Source organism: Mycobacterium sp. 050128 (genome assembly GCF_036409155.1).
Classification (GTDB): Bacteria; Actinomycetota; Actinomycetes; order Mycobacteriales; family Mycobacteriaceae; genus Mycobacterium.
In genome coordinates this window covers 3,372,828-3,399,402 of record NZ_JAZGLW010000001.1, presented here as the reverse complement: position 1 = coordinate 3,399,402, position 26,575 = coordinate 3,372,828, and the positions used below count along the sequence as shown (strand labels likewise).

Here is a 26,575-nt window from a genome sequence, read left to right as displayed (position 1 = left end):
GCCTCCCTCGGGGTGTTGACGGTCACGTGACAAAAGCTTACTGTATGGAGCACTACATTAACAAGCGGCGAAGGGGCCGACATGAAAGACCAAAAAACCTATGACGTGGCGATCGTCGGTTACGGCCCGGTCGGCTGCACCGCGGCGAACCTGCTAGGCCAACTCGGCCTCAATGTCGTGGTGGTGGAACGCGACCCCAACATCTATGCCCGTGCCCGCGCCATCTCCACCGACGAGGAAGTCGTTCGCATCTGGCAGCAGGTCGGGCTGGCCGATCGCCTCAACGCCGATATGCAGCCCGGCTCCGGGGCGGCGTTCGTCGACGCCAACGGCGTGCCGTTCGTCAGGCTGACGCCCGTGTCGCGGGGCAACGGTCACCCGCCGCAGCAGTTCATCTATCAACCCGCGCTGGAGACGGTGTTGCGCGAAGGGGTCGACCGCTTCCCCAACGTGTCCGTCCTGCTCAACCACGAATGTCTGCGGCTCATCCCCCAGGAGGACGGGGTCGAATTGATGCTGGCCGACCTCACCACCGACGATTTCCGCCGGATTCGTGCCTCCTATGTGATCGCCGCCGACGGCGGGTCAAGCGCCATTCGTGCCCAGCTGGGTGTCGGGTTCAGCGGCCGGACCTACGCCGAGCGCTGGATCGTCATCGACACCAAAGTGCTCGAGGAATGGCCCGGCCACGACCGGCTTCGGTTCCACTGCAACCCCGACCGGCCGACCGTCGACTGCCCCACCCCGCTAGGACACCACCGCTGGGAGTTCCCGGTGCGTGACGAGGAGGACGAGAACGACTTCCTCAACGAGGAGGCGATCTGGAAGGTGTTGAGCCGCCAGGGAATATCTCCGCAGAATGTGCGGATCCTCGGCTTCGCCTGCTACAGCCACCATGTCCGCTTTGCCGACCGATGGCGCGCGGGCCGGATCTTCCTGGCCGGCGACGCCGCACACGCGATGCCGCCGTGGATCGGCCAGGGTATGTGCGCGGGCGTGCGCGATGTGGGGAACCTGTGCTGGAAGCTCGGGGCCGTGCTGAACGGGTCGCTGCCGGAATCCGTGCTCGACAGCTACCAGGCCGAGCGCCTGCCACATGTCAAAGAGGTGACCAACCGCGCGGTCAAGACCGGCAACCTCATCATTCAGCGGAATCGGTTCCGGGCAACCGTCCGCAATCATCTCTTCCGTACGGCGAGCAAGGTGCCGTACTTCCTCAGCTGGTTGCGCAATCACCGCTGGCTGCCCGACGCGCGCTACCGTGACGGTCTGCTGGCGCACAACGGAAACGGGGCCGTCGGCTGGCTCATCCCGCAACCTTGCATCCTCGACGAAAAGGGCGACAACGTTCGTCTCGATGACGTGATCGGCGGCCGCTGGACCGTGCTGCACACCGGGCGCGCCGCGCAGTGCCCGGACTGGCGGGCGGCGGGCGTGCCCGTCCTGCAGGTCACCTCACCCGGGAGTATTCCGCGTGCGGACTGCGTGGTCGACAACGACGGGTCGCTCATCGCCTGGCTCGGCAAGAAGGGCGCCGCGGTGGTGGCCGTTCGGCCCGACGGCTTCGTCTACGCCGGCGCCAGTGATCGCCAACCCTTGCCCCCGCCGCCGGCCGGCTTCAAATCTTAAGGAGAACAATGAGTATCGGCACCATCACCGAACGCACCGTGTGTGTCAACGGAAAAGAGATCTTCGTCGCCGAGAGCGGCACCGGCCCTGCCGTCGTCCTGCTGCACGGCGGTGGCCCGGGCGCCTCGGGTATGTCGAATTACGCGCGCAACGTCGACGCGCTCGCCGCAGACTTCCGCGTCCTCGTTCCGGACATGCCGGGCTATGGCCGCTCCACCAAGGGCGTCGACCGCCGAGATCCGTTCGGATACCTCGCCGATCACATCCGGGGCATGCTCGACGAGCTCGGCATCGGCCATGCGCATCTGGTCGGAAATTCCTACGGCGGCTCGTGCGCTCTGCGACTGGCCCTAGATACTCCGGACCGAGTCGACAAGCTTGTGCTGATGGGTCCCGGTGGCATCGGAACGACCCGCGGCCTGCCCAGCGAGGGGTTGCGAAATCTGCTGGCGTACTACGGCGGCGACGGACCGAGCCGACAGAAGCTGCGCACGTTCATCCGCTCCTACCTGGTGCACGACGCGGACGCGGTGCCCGACGCGCTGATCGAGTCCCGCTACCAGGCGTCGATCGATCCCGAGGTCGTTGCCGACCCTCCCCTGCAACGCCCATCCGGTTTACGCACCCTGTGGCGAATGGACTTCACCCGCGACCGCAGACTCGGCAGTCTCACGACGCCAACGCTGATCATCTGGGGGCGTGACGACAAGGTCAACAAACCCGGCGGCGCCGCGATGCTGGCAGACCGGATGCCCAACGCCGACGTCCTGCTCGCTGCGCGCACCGGGCACTGGGTGCAGTGGGAGCGCGCCGAACTATTCAACGCAGTCACCGCTGCATTTTTGAAAAGCTGAGGATCAAAATGTCTACCGCTCAACCATCTTCGGTGTTCGGCAACGTGCACCTGGGTTACGTCGTGATCGAAACCAACAAGATCGGCGACTGGAAACGCTTCGGCCGCGACGCGATCGGCATGCACCTCGACGAGCTGACGCCCGACACCGTTCGATTCCGTCTCGACGACAACGAATGTCGCGTGCTGCTACGACGCGGGCCGGCCGAGGACGTGGTCACGCTGGGTTGGCAACTCGACGGCCATGCGACATTCGACGAAATCAGCCGACGCGTCGCCGACCACGGGGTGCCCTCCGTCGAGGGCACCGACGAGGAGGCGAAGCTGCGCGGTGTCGAGCGCTTCCTGCGGTTCCCCGGTCCGAACGGACTCTCGCAGGAGATCTACACCACCGCCCGCACCTCTGCGCTGGCTCTGAACATACCCGGCAGCGGATTCGTCACCGGCGCAGGCGGAATGGGCCACGTGGCCCTCCCGACCAAGAAACCGCACCTGGTCCGTGGCTACTACAACCACGTCTTCGACGCACGCCTGTCGGATTACATCGACGAGACGATCAACGGCATGAAGCTCAAGATCCGGTTCCTGCGGGTCAACGAGCGGCACCATTCCGTAGCAATCGCCAACGCAACAATGTTGCCTCTCAACCCGATTCGCACCCGAGTCCAACACGTGAACGTTCAGCTCGCCACGCTCGACGACATGGTTGCTTCCTATCAACGCAGCAAGGAACTGGGATTCGGCATCGCGCTGTCGGTCGGCCAGCACACCAACGACAAGGAGCTGTCCTACTACGCGCTGACGCCGTCGGGATTCGAGTGGGAGGTGGGGTGGAACCCGATCGTCGTCGATGAATCCACCTGGAGCCCCACCACGCACCAGGGCATCAGCATCTGGGGGCACCAGCCGGAAGGGCAAACCGTCGTCGACAAGCTCAACCAGTTTGCGGTGGCCGCGCGCTCGGTGCTGCAGCGGGAAGACACGGTCGCGGCGCTCAGCGCACCCGGGATCGCCGACGACTAGCAGCCGGCTAGGCGGCCGGCTAGGCCAGCTTCGCCAACAGCAGGGCCTCGGCTATGGCCGCGCGTTCCAGCACGCCCAAGTGCAGGCTCTCGTTGATGCTGTGTGCCTGGGTTGCGGGATCTTCGACTCCGGTCACCAGGATTTTCGCCTGCGGGAACGCCTCGGCGAACTCCGCGATGAACGGGATCGACCCACCCATGCCCATGTCGATCGCGTCGGTGCCCCACGCCTGCCGGAACGCCTGGCGCGCGGCGTCGTAGACGCTGCCGCTGGCGTCAATCGCGTAGGGCTCACCGATGTCGCCGCGGGTGACGCTGATCCGCGCGCCCCACGGGGTGTGCTGTTGCAGGTGCAAGGTCAACGCATCCAGGTGTGCGGCCGCGTCGCCGCCGGGCGCCACCCGCATGCTGATCTTGGCGCGGGCCCTGGGGATCAGCGTGTTCGACGCCTTGTCGATCGGCGTGGTGTCGATGCCGATCACGGTGATCGCGGGTTTGGCCCAAAGCCGCTGCGGCGCAGAACCCGAACCGATCTCGGACACGCCGTCCAGCAGGCCGGAGTCGGCGCGCACCCGCGCGGGCGGGTAATCCACCGCGGCGGCGGTGCTTTCGTGCAAGCCGGCGACGGCCACGTTGCCGTCGTCGTCGTGCAGGCTGGCCAGCAGCCGCACCAACACGCTCAGCGCGTCCGGCACCACGCCGCCCCAAATTCCCGAGTGCAGACCATGGTCAAGGGTGGCCACTTCAACCACGCAGTCGACCAGGCCGCGCAGCGTCACCGTCAGCGCCGGGGTTTCGGTGCTCCAGTTGTCCGAGTCGGCAATGACGATCACGTCGGCGGCCAGTGCGTCGCGGTGGGCGGCCAGCAGCCGACCCAGCGACGGCGACCCGGATTCCTCTTCGCCTTCGACGAAGACCGTCACGCCCACCGGCGGCTGGCCGCCGTGCGCCCGGAATGCGGCCAAATGCGTTGCGATACCGGCCTTGTCGTCGGCGCTGCCGCGCCCATACAGCCGTCCATCGCGCTCGGTCGGCTCGAACGGCGGCGATGCCCACTGCTCGCGGTCGCCTTCGGGCTGCACGTCGTGGTGGGCGTACAGCAGCACGGTCGGCGCGCCGGCCGGTGCCGGATGCTGCGCGATGACGGCCGGGGCGCCACCCTCGCTGACGATACGCACCTCGCTAAAACCGGCCTGGGACAACAGATCCGCCACTGCCTGCGCACTGCGATGCACCTCGTCGCGGCGGCCCGGATCGGCCCACACCGATTCGATCCGCACCAAGTCCTCGAGATCGCGGCGCACCGACGGCAAGACATCGCGGACGCGCTCAACCAGATCGCTCATGGTCTTGAGGCTAGCTCGTCGGCGCGGCCAGGCCGCTCAGGACGTTTCGAGGATGGCGACCGCGGCCGCGGTATCCCCTTCGTGAGTCAGCGACACATGGATCGTGACGTCGGCCAGATGTTTGGCGATGTCTCCGGTCAACCGCACCCGCGGGCGTCCCCACATGTCGGTGACGACTTCGATGTCGCGGTGGATGTCCTCGCGCAGGATCGGCCGCTGGGAGAACCGTGACCCGGACCAGGCCTTGATCACGGCTTCCTTCGCGGCCCATCGTGCGGCCAGGTGACGCGCCGCCGACGAACTCTTGTCGGAGGCGTCGCGGCGCTCACCCGGCGTAAATGTCTCGGAGAACACCGTTCCCGGTTGGTCAACCTGGTCGGCGAAATCCGGAATGGAGACGAGATCGATCCCCACACCGACAATGCCCATGGCTGGCCAGGTTAACCGATCGCCAATGTCATCCGGCAGGCACCTCATAGGCGTCGTCATCGCCCAGTCGCGCGACCGGGTTCAGCAGCATCGAAGCCTCCTGGCGCTTCTCCGGCGAGCTGTGGTCGAAACGACGGTCCGGCGGCCGCTGGTACATCGGCTCGCCGCCGGCGATGGCCGACACCAACCGGCGCTGACCGGCCAGCAGGCGTGCGTCCGCGCGTCGCTGGTAGTCCTCGCGCTCGCTCGGGTCCAACGTGGCGATAAACGCCTGCGGGTGCACCAGCGCGACCAGCCCGGACACGTGACCGAACCCGAGGCTGGTCAGCATCCCGGCCTTGAGCGGGAACTTCCCGCCCAGGCGCAAGGTGTCCCGCACCCAGACGAAGTGGGCCGATCCGGACAGCTCGTCGTCGACGCAGTCCAGGCTGCGGTTCGGCGGGATCACGCCGTCGCGCAGCATCTGGCACAGCCCCATCATCTGGAACACCGCCGCGCCACCCTTGGCGTGCCCGGTGAGGCTCTTCTGCGACACGATGAACAGCGGAGCACCCTCGGAGCGGCCCAGCGAGTCGGCCAGCCGCTCGTGCAGCTCGGTCTCGTTGGGATCGTTGGCCAGCGTCGACGTGTCGTGCTTGGAGATCACCGCGATGTCGTCGGCGCCAACACCCAACTTGGCCAATTCGCGTGCCAGTGGCGAGTCCTTGCCGCCGCGGCCCGCGCCGAGCGCCCCCAGGCCCGGGGCCGGGATCGAGGTGTGCACACCGTCGCCGAAGGACTGCGCGAAGCCCACCACCGCGAGCACCGGCAGACCCATCTTCAGCGCCAGGTCACCGCGCGCGAGCAGGATGGTGCCGCCACCCTGGGCTTCGACGAAGCCAAGCCGCCGACGGTCGTTGGGCCGCGAGAACTTCGAGTCCGCGATGCCGCGGTCACGCATCATCTCGGTGCTGGCGGTGGCCGCCATGTCGCCGAAGCCGATGATGCCTTCCAGCGTCAGGTCATCGATACCGCCGGCCACGACCATCTCGGCCTTGCCCAACCGGATCTTGTCGACGCCCTCCTCGACTGACACCGCGGCCGTCGCACACGCGGCGACCGGGTGAATCATCGAGCCGTAGCTGCCGATGTAGGACTGAACCACGTGCGCGGCGACGATGTTCGGCAGAACTTCCTGGAAGATGTCGTTCGGCTTGTTACGGCCCAACAGGTTTCCGTGGTACATCGTCTGCATCGAGCTGCCACCGCCCATGCCGGTGCCCATGGTGTTGGCCACCAGGCTCGGGTGCACGTAGCGCATCACTTCGGCGGGGCTGAAGCCGGCGGACAGGAACGCGTCGACGGTCGCGACGATGTTCCACACCGCAAGGCGGTCAATGGAACTGGCCATGTCCGCGCTGATGCCCCACACGGTCGGGTCGAACCCGGTCGGGACCTGGCCGCCGACGACCCGCGACAGTTTGTTCTTCCGCGGCACCCGAATTTCGGTGCCCGCCTTGCGGATAACTTGCCAGTCGCTCGAGTCGGGCACCGGCCGGATGACCGTGTGCTCCGGGTCGAATTCGGCGAACGCGCGGGCATCGGCCTCCGAGGAGACGACGAACGCGAAGTCCTTGTCCAGGAACACCGACACCAGCAGCGGCGACGCGTGGTCGGGATCGATCGAACCGTCGTCGACGAACTCCCGGATGCCGCAGCGCTCGACGACGATGTCGTGGTAGCGCTCGACCAGTTCGGCCTCGTCGATCAGGTCACCGGATGCCGTGTCGTACCAACCCGGTTGGGGGTCGTCCTCCCAGCGAATCAGCCCGGTGGTCCAGGCCAGCTCGAGCACACCCGCGGCCGACAGCTCGCTGTCGACCTCCATCTCGAAGCGGGTGCGCGACGACCCGTACGGGCCGAGTTCGGCGCCGCCGACGATGACCACCAGATCGGCCGGGTCGAGGTCGAGGTCGGCCCATTCCGGCGGCGGTGCCGGGGTGAACCCGCGCGGCGGGGACGGCAGCGCGGCAACGGTTTCCGGGTTACCCCGGCCGCTCTCGTCGTCTTCGACTGCCTCCGAGGACATCTCCTCGCGCGCTTTGGCGGCCAACTCGGCCATGTCGAGCTCGACGTCGCCGAGACCGCCGGTCAGATCCGCCTCGATCGGCTTGCCCGCCGCGGCCACCTTCGACTCCACGTCGCAGAGGGCCAGCAGCATCCCGGCCATCTCGTCGGTGGAGTAGGTGGTGACACCGGCCTCCTCGACGGCGGTGACGATGGCGTCGTTGTGACCCATCAGCCCGGTGCCGCGGGTCCAGCCAATCAGCGCATGCGCCAAGCTGACTCGCGCGGCCCACGAGGATTCGGCGTTCCAGCGGCTCACCAGAGCGTCCAGCGCGGCCTTGGCCTCTCCGTAAGCGCCGTCACCGCCGAACATTCCGCGGTTGGGCGAGCCCGGCAGCACCACGTGCAGACGTGACGCGATGTCGCGCTCGGCACCGATCTTGGACAGGCCGCCGATCAGCCGCTGCACGGCCCACAGCAGAACCTTCATCTCCATCTCGGAGCGTGAACCGGCCTCCGACAGATCGCCGGCCACCCGCGGTGCCGCGAACGGGAACAGCAGCGTCGGGGTCTGAGCATCCTTGATGTGAATCGACTGCGGCCCAAGGCTTTCGCTCTGCTCGGTACCGACCCATTCGACCAGGGCGTCGATGTCGGAGTAGGAGGCCATGTTGGCCGCGACCACCCACAGCGTCGCACCGAACCGGGCGTGGTCGCGGTACAGGTTGCGGTAGAACGCCAGCCGCTCATCGTCAAGCTTGGACGTCGTGGCGATCACGGTGGCACCGCCGTCGAGCAGACGCGCCACGACCGACGCGGCGATCGAACCCTTCGACGCCCCGGTGACGACCGCGACTTCGCTGCTGTAGGGACCGGGGTCCGGGTTCTCGGCGCCCGCCGCGATGCGGCCGAACAGCGAGGCGTGGATCTGCTGGCCCGCCGCCAGCGCCTTGCCCTGCCACCAAGTCGCCTGGGTGGCGACGACGTGGCCGGCGCCCTCGAAGCGCTCCGACAGGCGCACCCAATCGGCGTCGATGTCGCCCTCGTCGGTCAGCCACAGCTTGACCAGGTCCTCGCGGGCGCTGGCCCAGCGGTCGTCGAACACGACGGCCTTCTTGGGCTCGAACGCCGGCGCCACCAAACGTGGCCATTCCGAACCCAATTCGGTGGTGACCAGGTCGATCAGTTCGGCGTCGGTGGCCACCGGCGATGCGCTGACCGTGTCGTCGAGACCCAGCTGACCCAGCACCAGGCGGGCCGCCGAAGCGAGCACGCCGTCACGGCCGGTGATCTGGTCGGTGAACTCCGACAGTGCAGCGGCGTCGATGGTCGCTCCGCCACCACCGCCCGCCGAGGGCAGCGCCACCGAAACGCCGTGGCGCGCAGCAACCGAGGCGACCGCGGCGTCGATGACCTTGTCGACAGAAGCAGCATCGGCCAGCGCGCCCTCGTGCAGGTGCCCCATCGCACCGCCGCGCACGCTGGTGCCCTCGCGGGTTCCCAGCGCAACCTCGACGACGACGTGCTTGGCCCAGCCCTCGCCGAGCTCCCAGGTCTTGGTGACTCGCTCGGTGATCGCGGCCGGCCGCTTGCCGGACGGCCCGAGGACCGTGCGCAGCTGGTCGTTGATCGCGTCGGAAAGCACCGGGCCGTAAGGCTTGTAGGTGCGTGCCAGTTTGGTCACCTGCGACCGCAGCCCGGCCAGGTCGGCCTCTGCGGCACCGTCGATAGCACCCAGGTTCAGCTCCGAGCCCAGGTCGACCAGCAGCTGGTTACGCCGCGACGACGCACCGTCGGTGATGGACTCGATGGAGTCCAGCTGCTCGATCTGGTCGATCCGCATCTTGGCCGACAACGCGATCAGCGCCAAAGTGGCGTCGGCCGCGTCGAATCCGATGTCATCCGGCCGCGGCGCGCCCGAGGGCGCGGTGGGCGCGGCGGCCGGTGCGGCGGCTGCCGGCGCGCCCGCCTCGACGGCCGGCTCGGCGACGTCCTCGGCCTCCGGCTCGGGGTCGGTGTCGTTGGCGAACAGCACCGCGGCGTCGCGCTCGGCGTTGAGCACTTCGACTGTGCTGTGGGCATATTCGGGCAGCTTGAGGGTGTTGGTGGCAAGTCCGGCGACGGTCGGCGCGGACTTCACGCCGATCTCGACGAACCGCTCCACGCCCAGACCGCCGGCGGCCTCCTCGATGAAGAGCAAGTCCTGGGTTTCGATCCAGCGCACCGGGCTGGCGAACTGCCAGGCCAACAGCTCGATGAAGACCGTGCGAGCCATCTCGCGCGGCCGCTCGGCCAGCCAGGTGTCGTAGTCGGCCAGGATCGGGTCCAGCGGTTCGGCGGGCACCAGATCGCGGATCTCCTGGATGAAGTCGCGATCCAGCGTGAACGGCCGCGGCACCAGGTTGGGGATGTAGCGCCCGATCACCAGATCGGGATCCTGGTCGCGCGGCATGACGCGCTCCAGCGAGCGGCGGAAGTCGGCAACGCCGACTCGCAGCACCCGCGAGTGGAACGGCACGTCGATGCCCGGCACCAGGATGAAAGAGCGCTTGCCGCCACTGATCTCGCGACGCTGCTCCACGGCTTCCTCGAGGGCCTCGAGACCGCGGACCGTGCCGGCGATCGCGTACTGCGATCCGCGCAGGTTGAAGTTCACGATCTCCAGGAATTCGCCGGTGCGCTCGGCGATTTCGGCGACGAAGTCGGTGACCTGGTCGTCAGGCAGGTCGATCTGCGAGGGACGGATCGCGGCCAACCGGTAGTTGGAGCGGCCCATCTCGTCGCGCGGCACGATGTCGTGCATGTTCGACCCGCGGTGGAACACGGTCTCCAGCAAGGCTTCCAGCTGATAGACGCCCAGCACACAGGCCAGCGCGGTGTATTCACCGACCGAGTGACCGCACGCGATGGCGCCCTCCACGAATGCGCCCTGCTCGCGCATCTCGGCGACCTGGGCGGCCGCCACGGTCGCCATCGCGACCTGGGTGAATTGCGTCAGGTACAGCACACCGTCGGGGTGGTGGTAGTGCACGCCACTGGCGATCAGGCTGGTCGGGTTGTCGCGCACCACGTGCAGCACCGAGAAGCCCAGGGTGTTGCGGGTGAACCTGTCCGCGTCGTCCCAGACCTTGCGTGCGGCCTTGGAGCGGGCGCGGACCTCCATGCCCATGCCCTTGTGCTGGATGCCCTGGCCGGGGAACGCGTAGACAGTCTTCGGTGCGGCCAGTCGTGCGGTCGCCGACATCACCAGGTCGGTTCCGACCTTGGCGGTAACCTCCAAAACCTCGGCGCCCTGGTCGATTCCGACACGGTCGACCCGGAAGTCGACCTCGTCACCCGGACGCACCATGCCCAGGAAGCGCGCGGTCCAGCCGATCAGGCGGGCCGGCGGGCGGGCCTGGCCGTCGGTCGCGGTCACCGTGTGCTGCGCGGCGGCCGACAGCCACATGCCGTGCACGATGGGCGATTCCAGGCCGGCCAGCAGCGCGGCGGCCCGATCGGTGTGGATCGGGTTGTGGTCACCGGACACCACGGCGAACGGACGCATGTCGACCGGCGCGGTCATGGTGACGTCGCGGCGTCGACGGCGCGGGGTGTCGGTGGTGTTCTCCGACACCGCGCCACCCGCGCGGGACGGGTCGGTGAGTTCGGCCGAACCGGTACGCCCGAGGATCGCGAATCGCTCCTCGAGGGTCGCGATCGTCTTGCCGTCGGGGCCGGCCACCGTCACCGAGACCGGGACAACCCGGCCCATGTCGGTATCGACCGCCGCCGAAGCCGTTGCGGTAACGGTCAATTGGGCCGGCTGCGCGGGCAGCTTGCCGACCACATGAGCGGCGTGGTCGAGGTGGACGAGGCTCAGCAGGCCCTCGATGACCGGCACACCGGCCTCGGTGACCGCGGAGCCGATCGTGGAGAAGACCGCGGGCCAGCACAGGCCGACCAGCGCGTCGGGCACGGTGGTGAGGCTGGGTGCCAGGCGCTCGCCGAAGGTGGCCGTGACGCCGGTGTGGTCGGCGACGCGCTCGGGATCCCAGTCCACCGTCACGGTTGCGGTCCCGTCGGTGACCGTCGGGAGGGATTCCGGCCCTTGACCATCCCCGACACCGGCGGCGATCGCCAGGACCGCGCGCATCGCGGCGATGGCGTCGTCGGTGGAGACCATCGGCGCACCGCCGTCAATGGTGTTGGCGTGCAACGTGAACGGGATGTCGATCCAGACCCCGGACACCGGGACGCTCAGAACGACGCGCTCCTCGGACTGGACCTGCAGGCGAGCACCGGTGGACGAGTGCGTGGCGCGCTGACCTTCGTGGACCAGCCAGTCGGCCGGATCGGCGATGCGGTGAACCGGGTTGGTGGCGGTGCGCCCGGCCCACAGCACATCGGGGGCGTCCAGCACGACGGCCAGCGGCCCGGTCACATCCGCGCGGCCCAGCCGGCGCGAGCGGACGGCTTTCGCCTCGCCGCCGGCGGCCAGCACGTCGTCGATGGCGGCCTGCTCGAAGCGGTCGAGCAGTTCACCCACGGGCTCGTCGACCCGGGTGATGCCGGCGACCGCGGCGGTGCCGGGGATGATGCATACCTGGTCGGCGTCGTAGCGGGCGTCGTGCGCCTGCCACAGCGAGTCGCTGCGCCACCAGCGGCGCACGTCCTTGTCGATGACGGGCACGAAGTTGACCGGCTTGCCCAGCGTCTTGCACAGGGTGACGAAGAACGGCACGTCGGCGGGGTGCAGCACAACGGTTTCGGCGTCGGGGTAGCTCGCGAGCAGCTGTTCGATCGCCGCGCGCGGATTCTCCAGCAGCGCCTCGTCGTTGAACAGCGTTTCGATCGGGCCGTGGTCCTGCGGGTGCAACCGGGCCTCGGCGCGCTGCAGCATCTGCTGGAAGCGGTCGCGCCAGGTGTCGGCCAGCCATGGGCTGCCGGGCGCAGCGGTGTCCGCGGTCGAGTTGCCCTCACCGATGGCGAGCTCGATGTACCGCTGCAGCCACTGCAGATAGGTCATTTCCCGGACATCGCCGAAGTACGGCTTGGCGGTGCCGGCCATCGCGGCGATGATCTCGTCGCGGCGTTGCGCGACGGCGTCCGCGTCACCGGCGACCTCGTCGAGCAGCCGGCCGCAACGCGAAGCGGTGTTGTCGATCTCGTGGATGTCCGCACCGAGCTGGCTGCGGCTGGAAGCCATGCCGCCCTGGGCTTTTCCGGCGCCGATCCACTGGTCGGTGCCGGTGGTCTCGACCAGCATCTGCTTGACCGACGGGGACGTGGTCGCCTCCAGCGTGGCCATCGCCGCGGTGCCGACCAGGATGCCGTCGATCGGCATCGACGGAAAGCCGTAGGACTGTGACCAACGGCCGGACAGGTACTCGGCGGCGCGCTCGGGGGTGCCGATGCCGCCGCCGACGCACACCGTGATGTTGGAGCGCGAGCGCAGCTCCGAGTAGGTCGCCAGCAGCAGGTCGTCGAGGTCTTCCCACGAATGGTGGCCGCCGGCACGCCCGCCCTCGATGTGCACGATCACCGATTTGGTGGGCGCCTCGGTCGCGATGCGGATGACCGAGCGGATCTGCTCGATGGTGCCGGGCTTGAACACGACGTGACTGATGCCCACGTCGTTGAGCTCGTCGATCAGTGCGACGGCTTCCTCGAGGTCCGGGATGCCGGCGCTGATCACCAGGCCGTCGATCGCGGCGCCGGCCTGGCGGGCCTTCTGCACCAGGCGCTTACCGCCGACCTGAAGCTTCCACAGGTAGGGGTCGAGGAACAGGGTGTTGAACTGATAGGTGCGGCCCGGCTCGAGCAACCCGGCCAGCTCCTCGATGCGGGCACCGAAGATCTCTTCGGTGACCTGACCGCCGCCGGCGAGTTCGGCCCAGTGTCCGGCGTTGGCCGCGGCGGCGACGATCTTGGCGTCGACCGTGGTCGGGGTCATGCCCGCCAGCAGGATCGGCGAGCGCCCGGTGAGCCGGGTGAATTTCGTCGAGAGCTTGACGCGGCCGTCGGGCAGGGTCACGACGGTCGGCGCATAGCTCGACCAGGGCCGTGCCACCTCGGGGGTGGCGCCGACGGTGAACAGGTTGCGCTGACCGCCGCGGGTGGCGGCGGGCACGATGCCGACACCGAGGCCGCGGATCACCGGTGCGGTGAGGCGAGTCAGGATGTCGCCGGGGCCCAGGTCGAGAATCCAGCGTGCACCGGCGTTGTGTACTCCGGTGATCTCTTCCACCCAGTCGACGCCGCTGACCAGGATGGCGTCGGTCAGGCGCCGGGCCAGCTCGACATCGAGGCCGACCTTCTCGGCCCAGCGGCCCACGATCTCGATGCCGTCGGCCAGCCGCGGGGTGTGGAAACCCACCTCGACCTGTACCGGGTCGAAGACGGGCGCGAAGACGTCGCCGCCACGCAGCTTGTTCTTGCGGTCGGCGTCTTCTTTCTCGGAGATCTGCTGGCAGTACAGCTCGAAGCGGGAGAGTTGCTCCGGCGTGCCGGTGATGACGACCGAACGCCGGCCGTTGCGGATGGACAGCACCGGGGGCAGGACGGTGCGAACGTCCTGGGAGAACTCCTCGAGCAGCCGCTGAATGCGCTCGGGGTCGGCGTTGGTGACCGAAACCATCGGCGGGCGATCGCCGAGCACGGAGATGCCGCGGCGGCGGGCCACCAGCGTGCCGGCCGCACCGATCAGCTGGGCCAGGGCCAGCAGCTCGACGTCGCGAGCGGCGGCCCCGTCCTTCAATGCCTTGAACGCCTCGACGGCGAGCACGCCCTGGGAGTGGCCGGCGACAGCGACCGGCGGGGTCGCGGTCCAGTCCATGCCCTGTCGCGCCAGGGCACGCACGGCCGCGATCTGGGTGAGCAGCACGCCCGGCATCGACACCGCGGCCGACGTCAGGTGCTTGCCCGCGGGCGTCGGGTCCTCGGCCGCCAGGGCGCGCACCCACCGCAACGGCTCGAACCCGATCGGACGCACCACCACCAGCTCTTTGGCCACCGGCTCGAGCAGCAGCTCCGCCTCGCCGACCAGCGTGGCGATGTCGGTCTCGATGCCCGCCGAGGACACCAGCTCTTCCAGGGTTTCCAGCCAGTCGCTGCCCTGACCACCGAACGCGACAGCGTACGGCTCGCCGGCCGTGAGACGGTCGACCAGAGCATGGGTGTCCCCCGCAAGCGGACGGTGCCCCCAGTGCGGGCCTTCACCGTCGGCGGACAGCCGGTTGTGCTCGTGGATCGTCACCTTGTATATCTCCCTGTGTGCGTCTTCACGTATCGGTTCGTTCGGCCTGTTGAGGGTCCCGGCGGGCGGGGCCCAGCTGGCTCTGGGTCGATTCCGCTTTGAATCGCAGCCCGAATAGCGGCTGACCGGTGTGTTGTCGGCGGCCACTCCTCTCGACCAAGCGGCGCGGCGGACTGCATCGGCTGTACTAAGAGTGTCATAAGGATTCGGGTCGTTTTTCTGCGCAGATCGGTTACTGGTGAGTTCTACGCACGGGTAACCGTGTCGTGGGTAACACCGGGATTAACCGGCCTTCCGGGTATCCAGAACAAACGTCCTGCATGCAGGTGGTTACGGTCGAGTAGCTATAACTGCGCTGTTCAAGGCGGCATTGTTATCAAATCGTTATGTTAAGAATTTGTAGTGCGCGCCGCCTCTCGTGCCGCGGCGGTGCGGCCGTCTCACACTCGCCGCCGTCGGCGCGGTGCGGCGAACGGCGAACGAGTGTTTGCTGGAGCCGGCTTGCGCTAGCGCGGCCGGATCGGCTATGGGGTCAGGAATAGCCGCGACGGCGCGGGGTTGCTAGGCCCACTGCCCGAATTGCGGCTTGAGGATCTCGTTGATGTCCACCCCAACGCCGCCCACGCTGCGCTTATCGATCTCGACCTGATGCAAATTGGCCGCCGGATGGGCATAACCCTTGGGCGAACCCCAGTTGTGCTGCCAGAAGCAGGAGCCCAGGCCGTCGTGCAGCGCCCAGTCGATCGTTTTGGAGTTGGCGTAAACGCCCGTCCGCTGGTGTCCGATCACCGACTCCCAGGACCGCAGGTACGGAGCGATCAGGCTTTTGTACTGCTCGTAGGACGGGTCGTCGTCGATCGATGCGTAAATCGGCGCGTTGGGGGGACCACCGGCCGCCTCGTGTAGCTCCATCCCCCGCTTCGCGTGCTGCAGCCCGGCGGTGGCGCCGCCCAGCCAGTCGGCGGAATTGCCCTTGCCGTACTGATAGCAGGAGACAATCTTGAGCCCGCTGCTGTGCAGGTCACGGGCTTCGGCGAGCTGGATCGGCTTGCCCAGCATCCAGTTGCCGCCCGGCCGCCGGTCGGAGACATAGCGGATCGACCCCACAGCGCCCGCGGCCTGGATCTGACTGGCCGGGATGACGCCCGCGGCGTAGTCCAGCAGGGTGCCCAGCGATGCCGAGGCCGACGGCGCAGACATCGACGATGCGGCGGCGCCCAGGCCAACCAGAGCCGGGGTCGCGGCCGCGAATCTCAGCACGTCACGACGCGAAATCGACACATCGGAAAGGGTACGACACAAACATCAGTAGACACATCAGTCACACTGGTCACAGGTTTGTCTCTTCTGGGCATCTCGCGTTTAGTTCGCGGCAGTCCCATCGGGCGGTTACGCCCGTCGAGTGTGCGCTCAGGGCGGCGACACGCCGGGCCGAGCCGCCGTACGCGCACACGCAAGCCGCGAGCGCACCCCAAAGCCGCCGAGCCAGGTCACGACCCCAATTTTTATTGTCACTATTAAGTTTATAAAGTTAGCGTCAGGGGACGAGACAGCGCTCAACCGCAGGGGGCTTTGCGATGGACCATGACCAACTCATCGACCTGACCCGACGGGCCTTGAAGTTGGCCCGCGACAAGACCACCGATCTGGCCCCGCGGCCGTACACCGTCGACGCCGGCGATTACACATCGCTCGAGCGACACGTCAGCGATAGGGCGTTGCTGCTGGCCAGCCCGCAACTGGTCGGCTACGTCAGCGAGCTGCCCGCACCCGGCGCCTACTGCACCAAGACCGTGATGGGGCGATCGATCCTGCTGACACGGACGTCCGACGGGTCGCTCCACGCCTTCGACAATGTCTGCCTGCACCGCCAATCCCCCGTCGTGACGGGGTGTGGCTCCGCGAAGCGGTTCAGCTGTCCCTACCACGCCTGGACCTACGACAACACCGGAAAGCTGGTCGGCCTGCCGGGCCGCGAGGGCTTCCCGGATACGACGGTCAAGTCCGACTCATTGACCGAACTCCCCGCCGCCGAGTTCGCCGGGTTCCTCTGGGTGGCGCTGGACAAAGACGCCACCCTGGACGTCGCCGCGCACCTGGGCCCGCTGGCCGACGAGCTCGACTCGTGGGGCATCGGCCGGTGGTCCCCGTTGGGCGAAAAGGTCCTCGACGTCCCGATCAACTGGAAGCTGGCTGTCGACACCTTCGCCGAGAACTACCACTTCGCCACGGTGCACCGGGACACCTTCGCCACGATCGCCCGCAGCAACTGCACGGTGTTCGATTCGTATGGGCCACACCATCGGTTGATCTTCCCGCTCAACGCGATCCTGGAGCTGGAGAATGTTCCCGAGGAGCAGTGGGACCCGTTCCACAACATGGTGGTGATCTACGCGTTGTTCCCCAACATCGTGATCTCGGTGACGATCGCCAACGGCGAGCTCTTCCGGATCTACCCCGGCGACGAGCCCGGCAGGTCGATCACTGTGCACCAAAACTCCACGCCCCTGGATCTTTCCGAGGAATCCATCGCGGCCGGCGCTCAAGCCGTGTTCGAGTACGCGCACGCCACGGTGCGCGACGAAGACTACAAGTTGGTGGAGGGGCTGCAGGCCAATCTCAGCTCGGGCGCACGCGATCATCTGGTGTTCGGCCGCAACGAGCCGGGGCTGCAGCATCGCCACATCGCGTGGGCCGAGGCGCTGGCAGCCTCAGCTGCCGTCGACTGACTCCACCTCGGACAGCACCGCGATCAGATCATCGAGAAGCGTTGCAAGCGCGCTGTTTTGCACGGGAAGCGCCCCGGTCAGCAGTTCGGCCGCCGCGCCGCGACGGCCCGCCGCAACCAACGGCACCAGCTCGTCGACCATCGACTGCAAGCCGGGGTCGACGTCGGCGACGGTGGTGGCCAGCACCTCGACCAGCTCCCAGTCCCGGTACAGCGCGAACGAACGCTCGTTGAACGCGAAGCCGCTCACCGGTGTACCCCACAGCGTGCCCTGGTAGCGGTACGGGCCTTCCATATATTCGATCGGCAGACCGTGCGCCGGGGCCGGCACCAGCGGCTCACCGATGAGATCGAGTTGCAGTGTGGCGCAAGTAATTCGGTGCCGGTCGGACATGTATCGGGCCGGGGCCGGCGGACGCATCAGCGGCCGCACAGTTTCCGGCCACCGCACGTAGCTGCTGACGGTGACCTCTACGTCCTCGGCGCACTCCGGTGCGATGGCGGGGTCGGGATGGCTTGTCGTCACACCGGTAAACGGTTGCAGCGCATTGCCGTTCGTGCGGTCGAACTGCCGCCAGATACTCAGGTCCACGCCGTTGTCGAAATTGATCGTGCGCCATTCGTGCGAGCGGGACCGCGGGTCTCCCCCTGATCCGCCGCCGCCCGCATACTTCGGGAACCACTGCCGGTCGACATGTCCGCTGCTACCGGAGACCTGTTCGACCGTCTCGCCCCAGCGCAGCGTTCCGGTCATCGACATACCGGTCTGGAAATACGAGTACGTGTCGTCTTGGCCGAAACAGGCGATCTTGCCGTTGTAGGTCGACGCCCCCACCGGCGTCGGCGCGCGCGTCGGGGTGACGACCAAATCCAGCCGCATGGACCGGCCCTGGTGGTCCTGGCCCACCAGGCTGACTCGATACGTGTAGGGCAGCAATTCACCGTCGCCGTCGCGGCATGTCGTCCAGGACGCGGTGCCGGCACTGCTCTGGTAGCTGATGTCGAGATAGCCTGCGGCCATGGACAATTTGCGCTGCGCGCCCGGTTCCATGTTCTTCGGCGGCATGTCGTAGTCGGTGTATGTGCCGTAGTCACCGGTATCCAGATCGAACAGCGCCATCGTGTAGAAGTCGGCGACCACCGTTCCCCCGGGTTGGTTCTTGTTGAAGATGGTCAGGAACGCAAACGACCGGTCGCTCTCGACGGCCTGCAGTTGTCCGGCGATGAACCAGGTGTCGGACTCCTGGTCGCGATGTTCACCCTCGGCCTCGGGGAAATTCAGCTGGCTATCCCCGGGCACCAACTGATACGGGTAACTGCGCCAATCGGTGTTCATTTCGGCTTCCTTGCCACGGCGCTATCCTTATTCTTTGCTATGTTAGCGTCAATAGCGAAGTTACGGCCACGCCCTCACCCCCGGCCCAAGGAAGTGCCCCGATGACAGAACAATCCGACCATCGGACCTACTCCGAACTGTTCATCGGAGGGCAGTGGCGCAAGCCCGCCAATCCGCAACAACTGGCCGTGATCTCGCCGCATACCGAAGAGCCGATCGGCCACGTCCAAGTCGCCGGGCCCGAGGACGTCGATGCCGCGGTTGCCGCCGCGCGCCACGCCTTCGACCACGGCCCGTGGCCACGATTGACCCACGCCGAACGGATGGCCAAGGTCGAAGAGCTTGCCGCGATCTATGCCGGCCACGTCGACGAGATGGCCGATCTGATCACCGACGAGATGGGGTCGCCGCGCACCTTCAGCCGGATGGGCCAGGGTGCGGCGGCCGCGGCGTTGATCCACCTCACGCTGGCCGCCGCCCGCGACTTCCCCTGGACGGAACGCCGGCAAGGTGTGCTCGGCGAAGTGCACCTGCGCCGGGCGCCGGTCGGTGTGGTCGGGGCGATTGTGCCGTGGAACGTGCCGCAATTCCTGATCATGCCCAAGCTCATTCCGGCCCTGATTGCCGGCTGCCCGGTCATCATCAAGCCGGCACCCGAAACACCTTTGGATGCTTTGTGGTTGGCCGAAATGATCGAGCAGCTCGACCTGCCTGACGGCGTGGTATCGGTGCTGCCGGGCGGTACCGACGTCGGTGAGGCGCTGGTGCGTCATCCAGGCGTGGACAAGATCTCTTTCACCGGATCCAGCGCGGTCGGACGCCGCATCGCCACGGTCTGCGGCGAGCAGCTCAAGCGGGTGAGCCTGGAACTGGGCGGCAAGTCGGCGGCGATCATTCTGGATGACGCCGATATCCCGAAGACGGTGGCCGGGCTGAAGTCGGCCAGCCTGATGAACAACGGACAAGCCTGTGTCGCCCAGACCCGCCTTTTGGTCAGCGATCGACGGCACGACGAGTTCGTCGACGCGTTGGCCGAGATGATGTCGGAACTCAATGTCGGGGATCCGACCGACGAGGCGACCGACATCGGCCCCCTTTTCGCTCAACGACATCAGCGCCAGGTGCAGGAGTACATCCAGTCTGGACAGACCGAAGGTGCGCGCATCGTGCTCGGTGGCCTCAATAGCGCACAAGACAGGCCGGCCGAGCGCGGCTGGTACGTGCGGCCAACGCTTTTCGTCGACGCGACCAACGACATGCGCATCGCCCGCGAGGAGATTTTCGGGCCGGTGCTGACCGTGCTGCGGTATCGCGACGAAGCCGACGCGGTCCGGATCGCCAACGAGAGCAACTACGGCCTGGCCGGCTCGGTGTGGACCGCGGACATCGCCCACGGCCTCGACGTCGCCGCCAATGTGCGGGCAGGCACCTACGGCATCAACATGTACACACTCGACATCGGAAGTCCGTTCGGCGGGTTCAAGCACTCGGGCATCGGCCGCGAGTTCGGGCCGGAAGGTCTCGACGAATATGTCGAGTTGCAGACCGTGATCGCCAAGGGGCAGATGCCACCGCTATAAAGCACTGGGCCATAAAGGATCCCGGCCCAGGCGTGCAAGGAGTTTGGCCTGCACATCCGCGTCGTTGCGCACCGCGACCGGTGCATTGAACATTCCCGATGCAGCCAACGCGCCCGGATCCGCCGTCAGACCGTCAAAAAACATCTGACACCACACGGCGTCTAAGCGATCATCACCCTCGACCGCCCGAGCCAGATCCCAGGTGTGCACCAAAACGTCCCGACTCAGATTCGGCAGCAGCCGATACGCATCCAGCTGCCCGGCTTTCCCGGATGCAAAGGCCCCCGCCAGGGATCGGTAGGTCAGTTGCCATCGCGCCCGCGGATCGTCACGCGGTCGGTCGGGCTTTAATCCCAAGGGCCGCAGCAGCAGAACGTCGTGGAAGCCGATAACGTGCTCGAGCACCGCCCGGGCGTCCCAGGCCTCGCATGGGGTGCGACGATCCCATTTGCCCTCGGCCGCGGCGACCGCCTCGCCAAACCGTCGACACACTGCCAGATGCAGTTCGGCTGTGTCGTCAACCACTCGAGGGCATCTGCAACGTGAGCTCGACCGGACAGCACAAGACGCCGTGTTGGTTGGTCACTTCGATCGTGAGGTCGACCAGCCGGCGCGGTGGGTCCACCGAAGTGTCCAGCCGCTTGGCCACCGCCCGGCCCCGGCCGATCATCGTGTCACCCGCGTAGATCGAACCGGCCAGCCGCAGCGAACGCCGCACCACCCGGCTGCTCGGCCCGGCCCAATCGGTGGCGACGCGATCGGCGAATCCGGCGAGATGCATGGTGTTGAGGTAAATCGTTGGGTTGCCCTGACTTTGGGCGTATACGGGATCGAAGTGGCCCGGGAAGTAGTCCCAGGTCGCACCGGCGTTCTCGACCACCCGCTGGTAGCTGATTTCGTCGATCACCTCCGGCAACTCGACGGGAACGGTGATCTCGTTCCAATCCAATTCGGCAGGCTTCATGCCGACGCGGCCGGGGTGAAGCGGAACAACGTGTTTCGCGACCGTGCGACGACGGTTCCGTCCTGACGGCGATAGGTCTCCAGCGTCTCGATGAAGTGGCCGACACCCAGCCGGGTCTGCTTCTCCGGTGACACCGAGACCAGTTCCTCGACACTGGTGAGCACGTCGCCCTCGAGGATGGGTTCGGTGAACTCGACGTCGTTGGCGGCATTGATGAATGTGGTGCCCGGCAACGGCACGCGCAAGATCAGCGACGCGGCCGGCCGCCGGCCGCCGGGCTCCCACGGCGGGGGTATCAGCCATCCCATCAGCAGACCCGGCGGGGCCAGCAGGCCGCCCCACCGCTGCCGGGCGAATTCGGAGTCCCAGTACGACCGGTTGCCGTCGTGAATCATCGAGGCATACAACTGAATACGCGCACCGCTGACCGGGTTCACCGCGGTCCGTGGTTCGCTTGCCGCGCCGACCATCGCCAGCGCGTCTTCGTAGGTGCCGAAGGCTAATTGATAGCTGAGATCCGAATCCACGTATCGGTGCCGCTTACATGACGAGCGGATGCCGGCTCGGCACCACATCCCAGGAGAGGTTGCGCGACGTGTAGTACCAGCCGCCGCGCTCGTAGATCAGCTCATCCCGGTAAGTCCCGGTGGCGCGCAGCGTGGTGTCGCCGAAGGCGGCGGAGAACAGCACCGCGACACAACGCTGCATCGCGTGGACACCGTCGACCGCGATCTCGTGATCGATGGTCACCAACCGTTGCCCTTCGCCCCCGTCGAAGGCCAGCCGAAGGTCGGCGAACAGTTCACCGTCACGAACGAAGCTGGCACCGGAATGACGAAACGTCGCGATCCAGCTATCGCGGTCGCCGTCGGAGTATGCGCGATTGTGCCGGGCGTTCAGATTCAAGATCGCATCGCGGCCAGTCGCGGCGTGCAGGAACTGTTCCTGCTGGTAGGACAAGGTCATTTCTACTCGCCAGCCTCTCCCCGAAGGAAAAAAGAAACGAACTACGTAACATCGACTTTACTTACCGCTTAACAATATATCCGTATTCTTCGCGATCCCAGACCCCTGAACTTAAACCTTTGGCGCGCAATAAATCTTTACGTACCCGCCCGATAACGTTCTTCGGGAGTTCGTTGACCTGGTCGACGTACCGGGGCACGCAGAAGTAGGGCATCCGCTCGGCGCAGAAGTCGAGCAACTCGGCGCAATCCAGCACCGCGTCCGGACACGGCGCGACCACGAGCAGGATGTCGTCCTCGCCCAATTCGCTGGGCACCCCGATCGCTGCGGCCTCGGCGACGGCGGGATGACCCATCACGACCCGTTCCACTTCGACCGAGGAGATGTTCTCGCCGCGCCTGCGCAGCGAATCCTTGATGCGGTCCACATAGGTCAGGTTCTGATCGGCGTCGAGTCGGCCGAGATCACCGGTGCGAAACCATTCCGGGTGCGGGTCCACCCGCGCGTCCTGGCCTAGGTAGCCCTCGCTCATCACGTGCGGGTGCCGGGCCCGGCAGGCGATCTCGCCCACAACGCCGGCGGGCAGCGCGTTCCCGTCGTCGTCGACGATGCGCACGTCGAAGTTGGGATTGGGCCGGCCCGATGTTCCGGGCACCCCCTCGTCGGACACGCCCTTGACCGCGATCGGGAAGGCCTCGGTCATCCCGTACATCGTGACAAGGCGGCAGCCGTAACGCTTTTCGATGTCGTGGTAGCAGCCGGCGTCGATCGGCGCGGCGGAGATGAACCGCAGCGGCAGCTCCGCGTCGCTCGGGTCGGGGGGCTGGTTGTACAGCATCGACACCATCGCGCCGGCCCCGGCAAAGCCGACCGCGTCGTGGGTGCGGATGTCATCCCACACCTGGCCGGGGTGGAAGGACTGCGCCAACACGGTCGTCGCGCCCACCAGCATCGGGGCCAGCACGCTGGGCGCGGCGCTCAAGTGGAACAACGGCATCGCCGTCCACAACGCCTCCCCCGCTTGCAACTCCCAGGCCGACGCAACCGTCGCGGCCACCGAGAACAGGTAATTCCAGGTTGTGGCAACGGCTTTCGACGGTCCCGTAGTGCCCGACGTGTAGAACAACGCCCCCACCTCCCCGTGCCGCGCCGGGTTGTCCGCACCGCGGGCAGCTCCGGCGTTGAGGGCCGCACGAAGCGAATCATCTTGCACCACAACGTCGGTCACCGTGTCCAGCCGGTCGGCAACTTCGTCGACGCGCACACGGCGCTCGGGGTCGGTGACAATCACCTTGGCCCGCGCCAACTGCAGGCTGTGCAGCAGGAAGTCTCCCTTGTTCGCGGCGTTGACCGCCGCGCTCACCGCGCCGACGCGGGCCGCACCCAGCCAGAAGTACACCCATTCCGGGCAGGTTCCGGTGAACAACGCCACCCCGTCGCCGCGGCCCACGCCTAATTCGCTGAGCATGTTCGCCGCCGCGCAGGAGCGCTGCCGCATCTGCTCGAACGTCACCTCGATCCCGGCGATCGACATCATCACCCGATCGGGGTACTGCTCGGCCCGGCGATCCAACACGTCCGGAACGGTGAAACGAGCCACGCCGAAATCGGAGGGGCCCGGGGGCTTACTCCGAACCGAATGCATCACTTAGGCTTTCGCGGCCGCCGGGTCGGGCTCGCCGCCGGCGGTGTACCCGAAGTCGTGAGGCGACGGCTCGACGTCCGGGTAGAAGCGGTGCGCCCAGCGCCGCAGCGCCGCATAGTCGCGTGCCTCCTCGGGAGCCAGGTTCGGCTTCTCCAGGTACTTCATGTTCTCCCAGGTGAAGAAGTCCTGTTTGATGACTTGTTGTTGCAGCGCCAGGAATTTCGCGGCCCGGCCAGTGGGCTCGTCGCCGGTGTCGCCGGGCTCGCGGACGGAAGCCTGGGTATAGAAGTAGTCGGTGTAGTCCTCGTCGACCGGCGTCTGGCCGGTGACCTCGATGGTGGCCACCAGGTCACTCGGGAAGCGGACGAGCCCCAGCCCCAAAGAGTAATTGTCGTAAACGATCTTGGCGTCGACCGGCCCGTTGGGCGTCAACCACGTCTTGGCCCGGCCCCCACCGAAGTGGGCGTTGACGGTGGCGTGCAGGTGATAGCCCGCCACTTCGAACGAGGCCGTATTGGCCGGGTTAGCGGCCTTGTGTACGTACTGCACGTGATACGGGTCGGCCGCATTCTCGATGATCATCTGCGCGTGCACCTTGACCCGGTTGAGCATCCGGCTGTGCGGGTGCAGCGGGTAGTACTCGCCGGTTTCCAGTTCGGGCAGCGCCGGCGGCTGCCAGTACGGTGCCCGGCCGTGGCGTTCGTGCCAGACCAGGACGAAGCCGTACCACTCCATCGTCGGATAGGTGCGGATGCGGACGTTGTTCTTGCAGCCGATCTTGCTGTACGGGATCAGCGCGTTGCTGCCGTCGCCGCGCCACTGCCAGCCGTGCCAGGGACAGACGATGTTCTCGTTGTCGACGGTGCCGCCGACGCCCATGTTGGCGCCGAGGTGCTGGCAGTAGGCGTCCAGCACGTTGACCTTGCCGGAAGCCGTGCGGAACAACACCAGCTCCTCGCCGAAGTAGTGCAGGCGCTTGACGTCGCCGGGCTTGACGTCGTCGGCGAAGGCGACGATGAACCACCCGGTCGGGAACCGATAGGTGGACAACGCAATGCCGGACTGTCCGAACTCCTGTTCCGACGGGTCCGTCTCTGAGATCGTATTCGTCACGAGAACTCCGTTTCCCACGCGGCCGGGCGCATTTGGGCCGCTCTTACCTCACCGCGTTTGGGCGACTAAAGTCTATTTTTACTATTTTAATCATTGAACGTCAATGCGGCGGCTGCCGGATGTCGCGTGGCTGGAGAGCGAGCGGGGTTTCACATGACTACTGCTGCAGTGGACCTAGCCGATTTCGCGTTGTGGCGTAACGGTTTTCCCGACGAATTGTTCGCCGAGTTGCGGCACACCAGGCCACTTTTCCGGCACGACCTGACACCGGGTGTCGCCGACACGGTCAAGCGCCAATTCTGGGTCGCGACCAAGCACCGGCATGCGGTGCGCCTGCACCGCGACACCGAATCGTTCACCGCGGCCGACGGCCCGCTCATCCAGCCGGTCGCCCTGTTCTCGTCGTCCCCAACGATCATCACGCTGGACCCGCCGGAACTGAACAAGCGCCGCAAACTCATCTCCAACGCCTTCAATCCACGCGCGATCGCCAAGCTGGAGGACGGCATCCGGGCGCGAGCGGCGCAGCTGGTCGACGCGTTGCTCGCCACGAGCGGCGGGGACTGGATCTCCGACGTTGCCGACGCGTTGCCGATGACGGTGATCGGCGACATCATCGGCATCCCGGACGCAGACCGGCCGCGAATCTTCGACATCTTCGACCGCATTCTGAAGGCGCTCGCACCCGAGGCAGGTCCGAGCGGGAAGGTAGAGCTCGAGCTCTTCGGCTCGGTCTTCGCATACGCGATGGAGCTGACCGCCCACAAGCGCGACAACCCGACCGATGACATCTGGAGCACGCTGGCGACCGCGGTGATCACCGGCGACGACGGCGAGGAGTTTCGCCTGCCCGAAAACGAGCTGGAGTTCTTCTTCTTCGTGCTCGCGTTCGCCGGCAGCGACACCACCAAGAACGCTCTGGCGATGGGGCTACAGGCGTTCGTCGCCAATCCGGAGCAGATCGAACGCTATCGCGCGGATGAAGCGGTGCGGCCCGGCGCCGTCGAGGAGGTGCTGCGCTGGGCCTCCCCGGTGGCGTACTGGACCCGCACCGCGAAGGTCGACGTGGAGATGGACGGCCAGCACATCCCCGCGGGCGAACGGGTGGTGTCGATGCTGCGTTCGGCCAACCGCGACGAGGAGGTCTTCGAATCGCCGTTCACCTTCGACATCGGCCGGCAACCCAACCCGCACGTCGCGTTCGGCGGCGGCGGGCCGCACCACTGTCTGGGCGCGATGCTGGCACGCGCCGAGCTACGGGCCGTGCTGGACGAGCTGCTGCTGCGCTGCGATCGCATCGAAATCGGGCAGGCCACCGTGTCGTATCCGAACCTGACCACCAACATGTCGATCTACGACGAGATGCCGATCTCCCTGACCGAACGGCGCTGAGTCAGATTGCCCGACTCTCCCCCGTCGCGGCGCGACTGGGGCACCCCCACACTCGGGCCTTTCCGGCGCTCGCCGTCGACAGGCGAGTCAGTCCTGCAAGCGCAGTGCGGCCTTGGGGCATTGCTCCACGGCGGCGCGCACGTCAATCTCGCGATCCGGCGGCACCGGACCGTCCGCAATCTGCACCACGTCCTCGTCGCCCAGTTCGAAGATGTCCTGGGCCAGCGATTCACAAAAGCCGTTGGCCTCGCACAAGGTCTCGTCGACGGTCACGCGCATCAGTTGCCTC

The 26,575-nt window shown here is 66.9% G+C and carries 18 protein-coding genes; 6 read left to right on the top strand and 12 right to left on the bottom strand.

All coding sequences use genetic code 11. The features are described 5' to 3' along the window. The first annotated feature begins 81 nt into the window (after positions 1 to 81). From SKC41_RS16340 to SKC41_RS16330, 3 genes are read left to right on the top strand one after another with little or no spacing between them, the layout of a single operon-like run. On the top strand, positions 82 to 1,629 hold the full coding sequence (locus SKC41_RS16340; RefSeq protein WP_330978525.1) for a bifunctional 3-(3-hydroxy-phenyl)propionate/3-hydroxycinnamic acid hydroxylase: 1,548 nt from the start codon (positions 82 to 84) through the stop codon (positions 1,627 to 1,629). Between the two features lie 8 nt (positions 1,630 to 1,637). Then, on the top strand, positions 1,638 to 2,483 hold the full coding sequence (locus SKC41_RS16335; protein ID WP_330978524.1) for an alpha/beta fold hydrolase: 846 nt from the start codon (positions 1,638 to 1,640) through the stop codon (positions 2,481 to 2,483). A gap of 8 nt (positions 2,484 to 2,491) precedes the next feature. Beyond that, positions 2,492 to 3,505, top strand: coding sequence for a VOC family protein (locus SKC41_RS16330; protein ID WP_330978523.1), 1,014 nt, complete (start codon positions 2,492 to 2,494; stop codon positions 3,503 to 3,505). Between the two features lie 19 nt (positions 3,506 to 3,524). Here SKC41_RS16330 and SKC41_RS16325 read toward each other — a convergent pair whose 3' ends face one another. The 4 genes from SKC41_RS16325 to SKC41_RS16310 all read right to left on the bottom strand — a co-directional run bounded on the left by SKC41_RS16325 (position 3,525) and on the right by SKC41_RS16310 (position 15,843). Beyond that, positions 3,525 to 4,850, bottom strand: coding sequence for a dipeptidase (locus SKC41_RS16325; protein ID WP_330978522.1), 1,326 nt, complete (start codon positions 4,848 to 4,850; stop codon positions 3,525 to 3,527). A 36-nt stretch (positions 4,851 to 4,886) separates the two neighbouring features. Beyond that, on the bottom strand, positions 4,887 to 5,279 hold the full coding sequence (gene acpS / locus SKC41_RS16320; RefSeq protein ID WP_090604769.1) for a holo-ACP synthase AcpS: 393 nt from the start codon (positions 5,277 to 5,279) through the stop codon (positions 4,887 to 4,889). A gap of 28 nt (positions 5,280 to 5,307) precedes the next feature. Then, a complete protein-coding gene (locus SKC41_RS16315; protein WP_330978521.1) occupies positions 5,308 to 14,562 on the bottom strand; it encodes a fatty acid synthase subunit beta domain-containing protein in 9,255 nt (3,084 codons plus the stop codon). 561 nt (positions 14,563 to 15,123) lie between these two features. Continuing rightward, on the bottom strand, positions 15,124 to 15,843 hold the full coding sequence (locus tag SKC41_RS16310; protein ID WP_330978520.1) for a DUF1906 domain-containing protein: 720 nt from the start codon (positions 15,841 to 15,843) through the stop codon (positions 15,124 to 15,126). Between the two features lie 296 nt (positions 15,844 to 16,139). On the opposite strand from SKC41_RS16310, the gene SKC41_RS16305 reads away from it, so the two are divergent. Further along, positions 16,140 to 17,291, top strand: coding sequence for an aromatic ring-hydroxylating oxygenase subunit alpha (locus SKC41_RS16305; RefSeq protein ID WP_330978519.1), 1,152 nt, complete (start codon positions 16,140 to 16,142; stop codon positions 17,289 to 17,291). On the opposite strand, the gene SKC41_RS16300 is transcribed toward SKC41_RS16305, so the two are convergent. Continuing rightward, positions 17,274 to 18,626, bottom strand: coding sequence for a secreted hydrolase (locus SKC41_RS16300; protein WP_330978518.1), 1,353 nt, complete (start codon positions 18,624 to 18,626; stop codon positions 17,274 to 17,276). The genes SKC41_RS16305 and SKC41_RS16300 overlap by 18 nt on opposite strands. A gap of 101 nt (positions 18,627 to 18,727) precedes the next feature. Between SKC41_RS16300 and SKC41_RS16295 the strand changes: the two genes are divergently transcribed. Continuing rightward, positions 18,728 to 20,206 carry an aldehyde dehydrogenase gene (locus tag SKC41_RS16295; RefSeq protein ID WP_330978517.1) on the top strand — a complete coding sequence of 493 codons (1,479 nt, stop codon included), beginning with the start codon at positions 18,728 to 18,730 and terminating at the stop codon, positions 20,204 to 20,206. Here SKC41_RS16295 and SKC41_RS16290 read toward each other — a convergent pair. The 6 genes from SKC41_RS16290 to SKC41_RS16265 form a co-directional block, all read right to left on the bottom strand. Next, on the bottom strand, positions 20,201 to 20,731 hold the full coding sequence (locus SKC41_RS16290) for a maleylpyruvate isomerase N-terminal domain-containing protein (RefSeq protein ID WP_330978516.1): 531 nt from the start codon (positions 20,729 to 20,731) through the stop codon (positions 20,201 to 20,203). The genes SKC41_RS16295 and SKC41_RS16290 overlap by 6 nt on opposite strands. Continuing rightward, entirely contained in the window at positions 20,724 to 21,170 is a 447-nt protein-coding gene (locus SKC41_RS16285; RefSeq protein WP_330978515.1) for a MaoC family dehydratase, read from the bottom strand. The genes SKC41_RS16290 and SKC41_RS16285 overlap by 8 nt, the downstream gene beginning before the upstream one ends. Continuing rightward, positions 21,167 to 21,640 carry an FAS1-like dehydratase domain-containing protein gene (locus tag SKC41_RS16280; protein WP_330978923.1) on the bottom strand — a complete coding sequence of 158 codons (474 nt, stop codon included), beginning with the start codon at positions 21,638 to 21,640 and terminating at the stop codon, positions 21,167 to 21,169. The genes SKC41_RS16285 and SKC41_RS16280 overlap by 4 nt, the downstream gene beginning before the upstream one ends. Before the next feature lie 70 nt (positions 21,641 to 21,710). Then, entirely contained in the window at positions 21,711 to 22,136 is a 426-nt protein-coding gene (locus tag SKC41_RS16275) for a nuclear transport factor 2 family protein (RefSeq protein ID WP_090604788.1), read from the bottom strand. A gap of 61 nt (positions 22,137 to 22,197) precedes the next feature. Then, positions 22,198 to 23,781 (bottom strand): AMP-binding protein, encoded by a 1,584-nt coding sequence (locus SKC41_RS16270; RefSeq protein WP_330978514.1) that lies wholly within the window; start codon positions 23,779 to 23,781, stop codon positions 22,198 to 22,200. Positions 23,782 to 23,784: 3 nt separating this feature from the next. After that, positions 23,785 to 24,894: a Rieske 2Fe-2S domain-containing protein gene (locus SKC41_RS16265; RefSeq protein ID WP_330978513.1), complete on the bottom strand. Its 1,110-nt coding sequence runs from the start codon at positions 24,892 to 24,894 to the stop codon at positions 23,785 to 23,787. A gap of 93 nt (positions 24,895 to 24,987) precedes the next feature. Between SKC41_RS16265 and SKC41_RS16260 the strand changes: the two genes are divergently transcribed. Beyond that, entirely contained in the window at positions 24,988 to 26,286 is a 1,299-nt protein-coding gene (locus SKC41_RS16260; protein ID WP_442931625.1) for a cytochrome P450, read from the top strand. Between the two features lie 87 nt (positions 26,287 to 26,373). Here SKC41_RS16260 and SKC41_RS16255 read toward each other — a convergent pair whose 3' ends face one another. Next, the gene (locus SKC41_RS16255; protein ID WP_090604796.1) at positions 26,374 to 26,565 is read right to left on the bottom strand and encodes a ferredoxin; all 192 of its coding nucleotides are present in this window, start codon (positions 26,563 to 26,565) and stop codon (positions 26,374 to 26,376) included. Positions 26,566 to 26,575 lie beyond the last annotated feature (10 nt).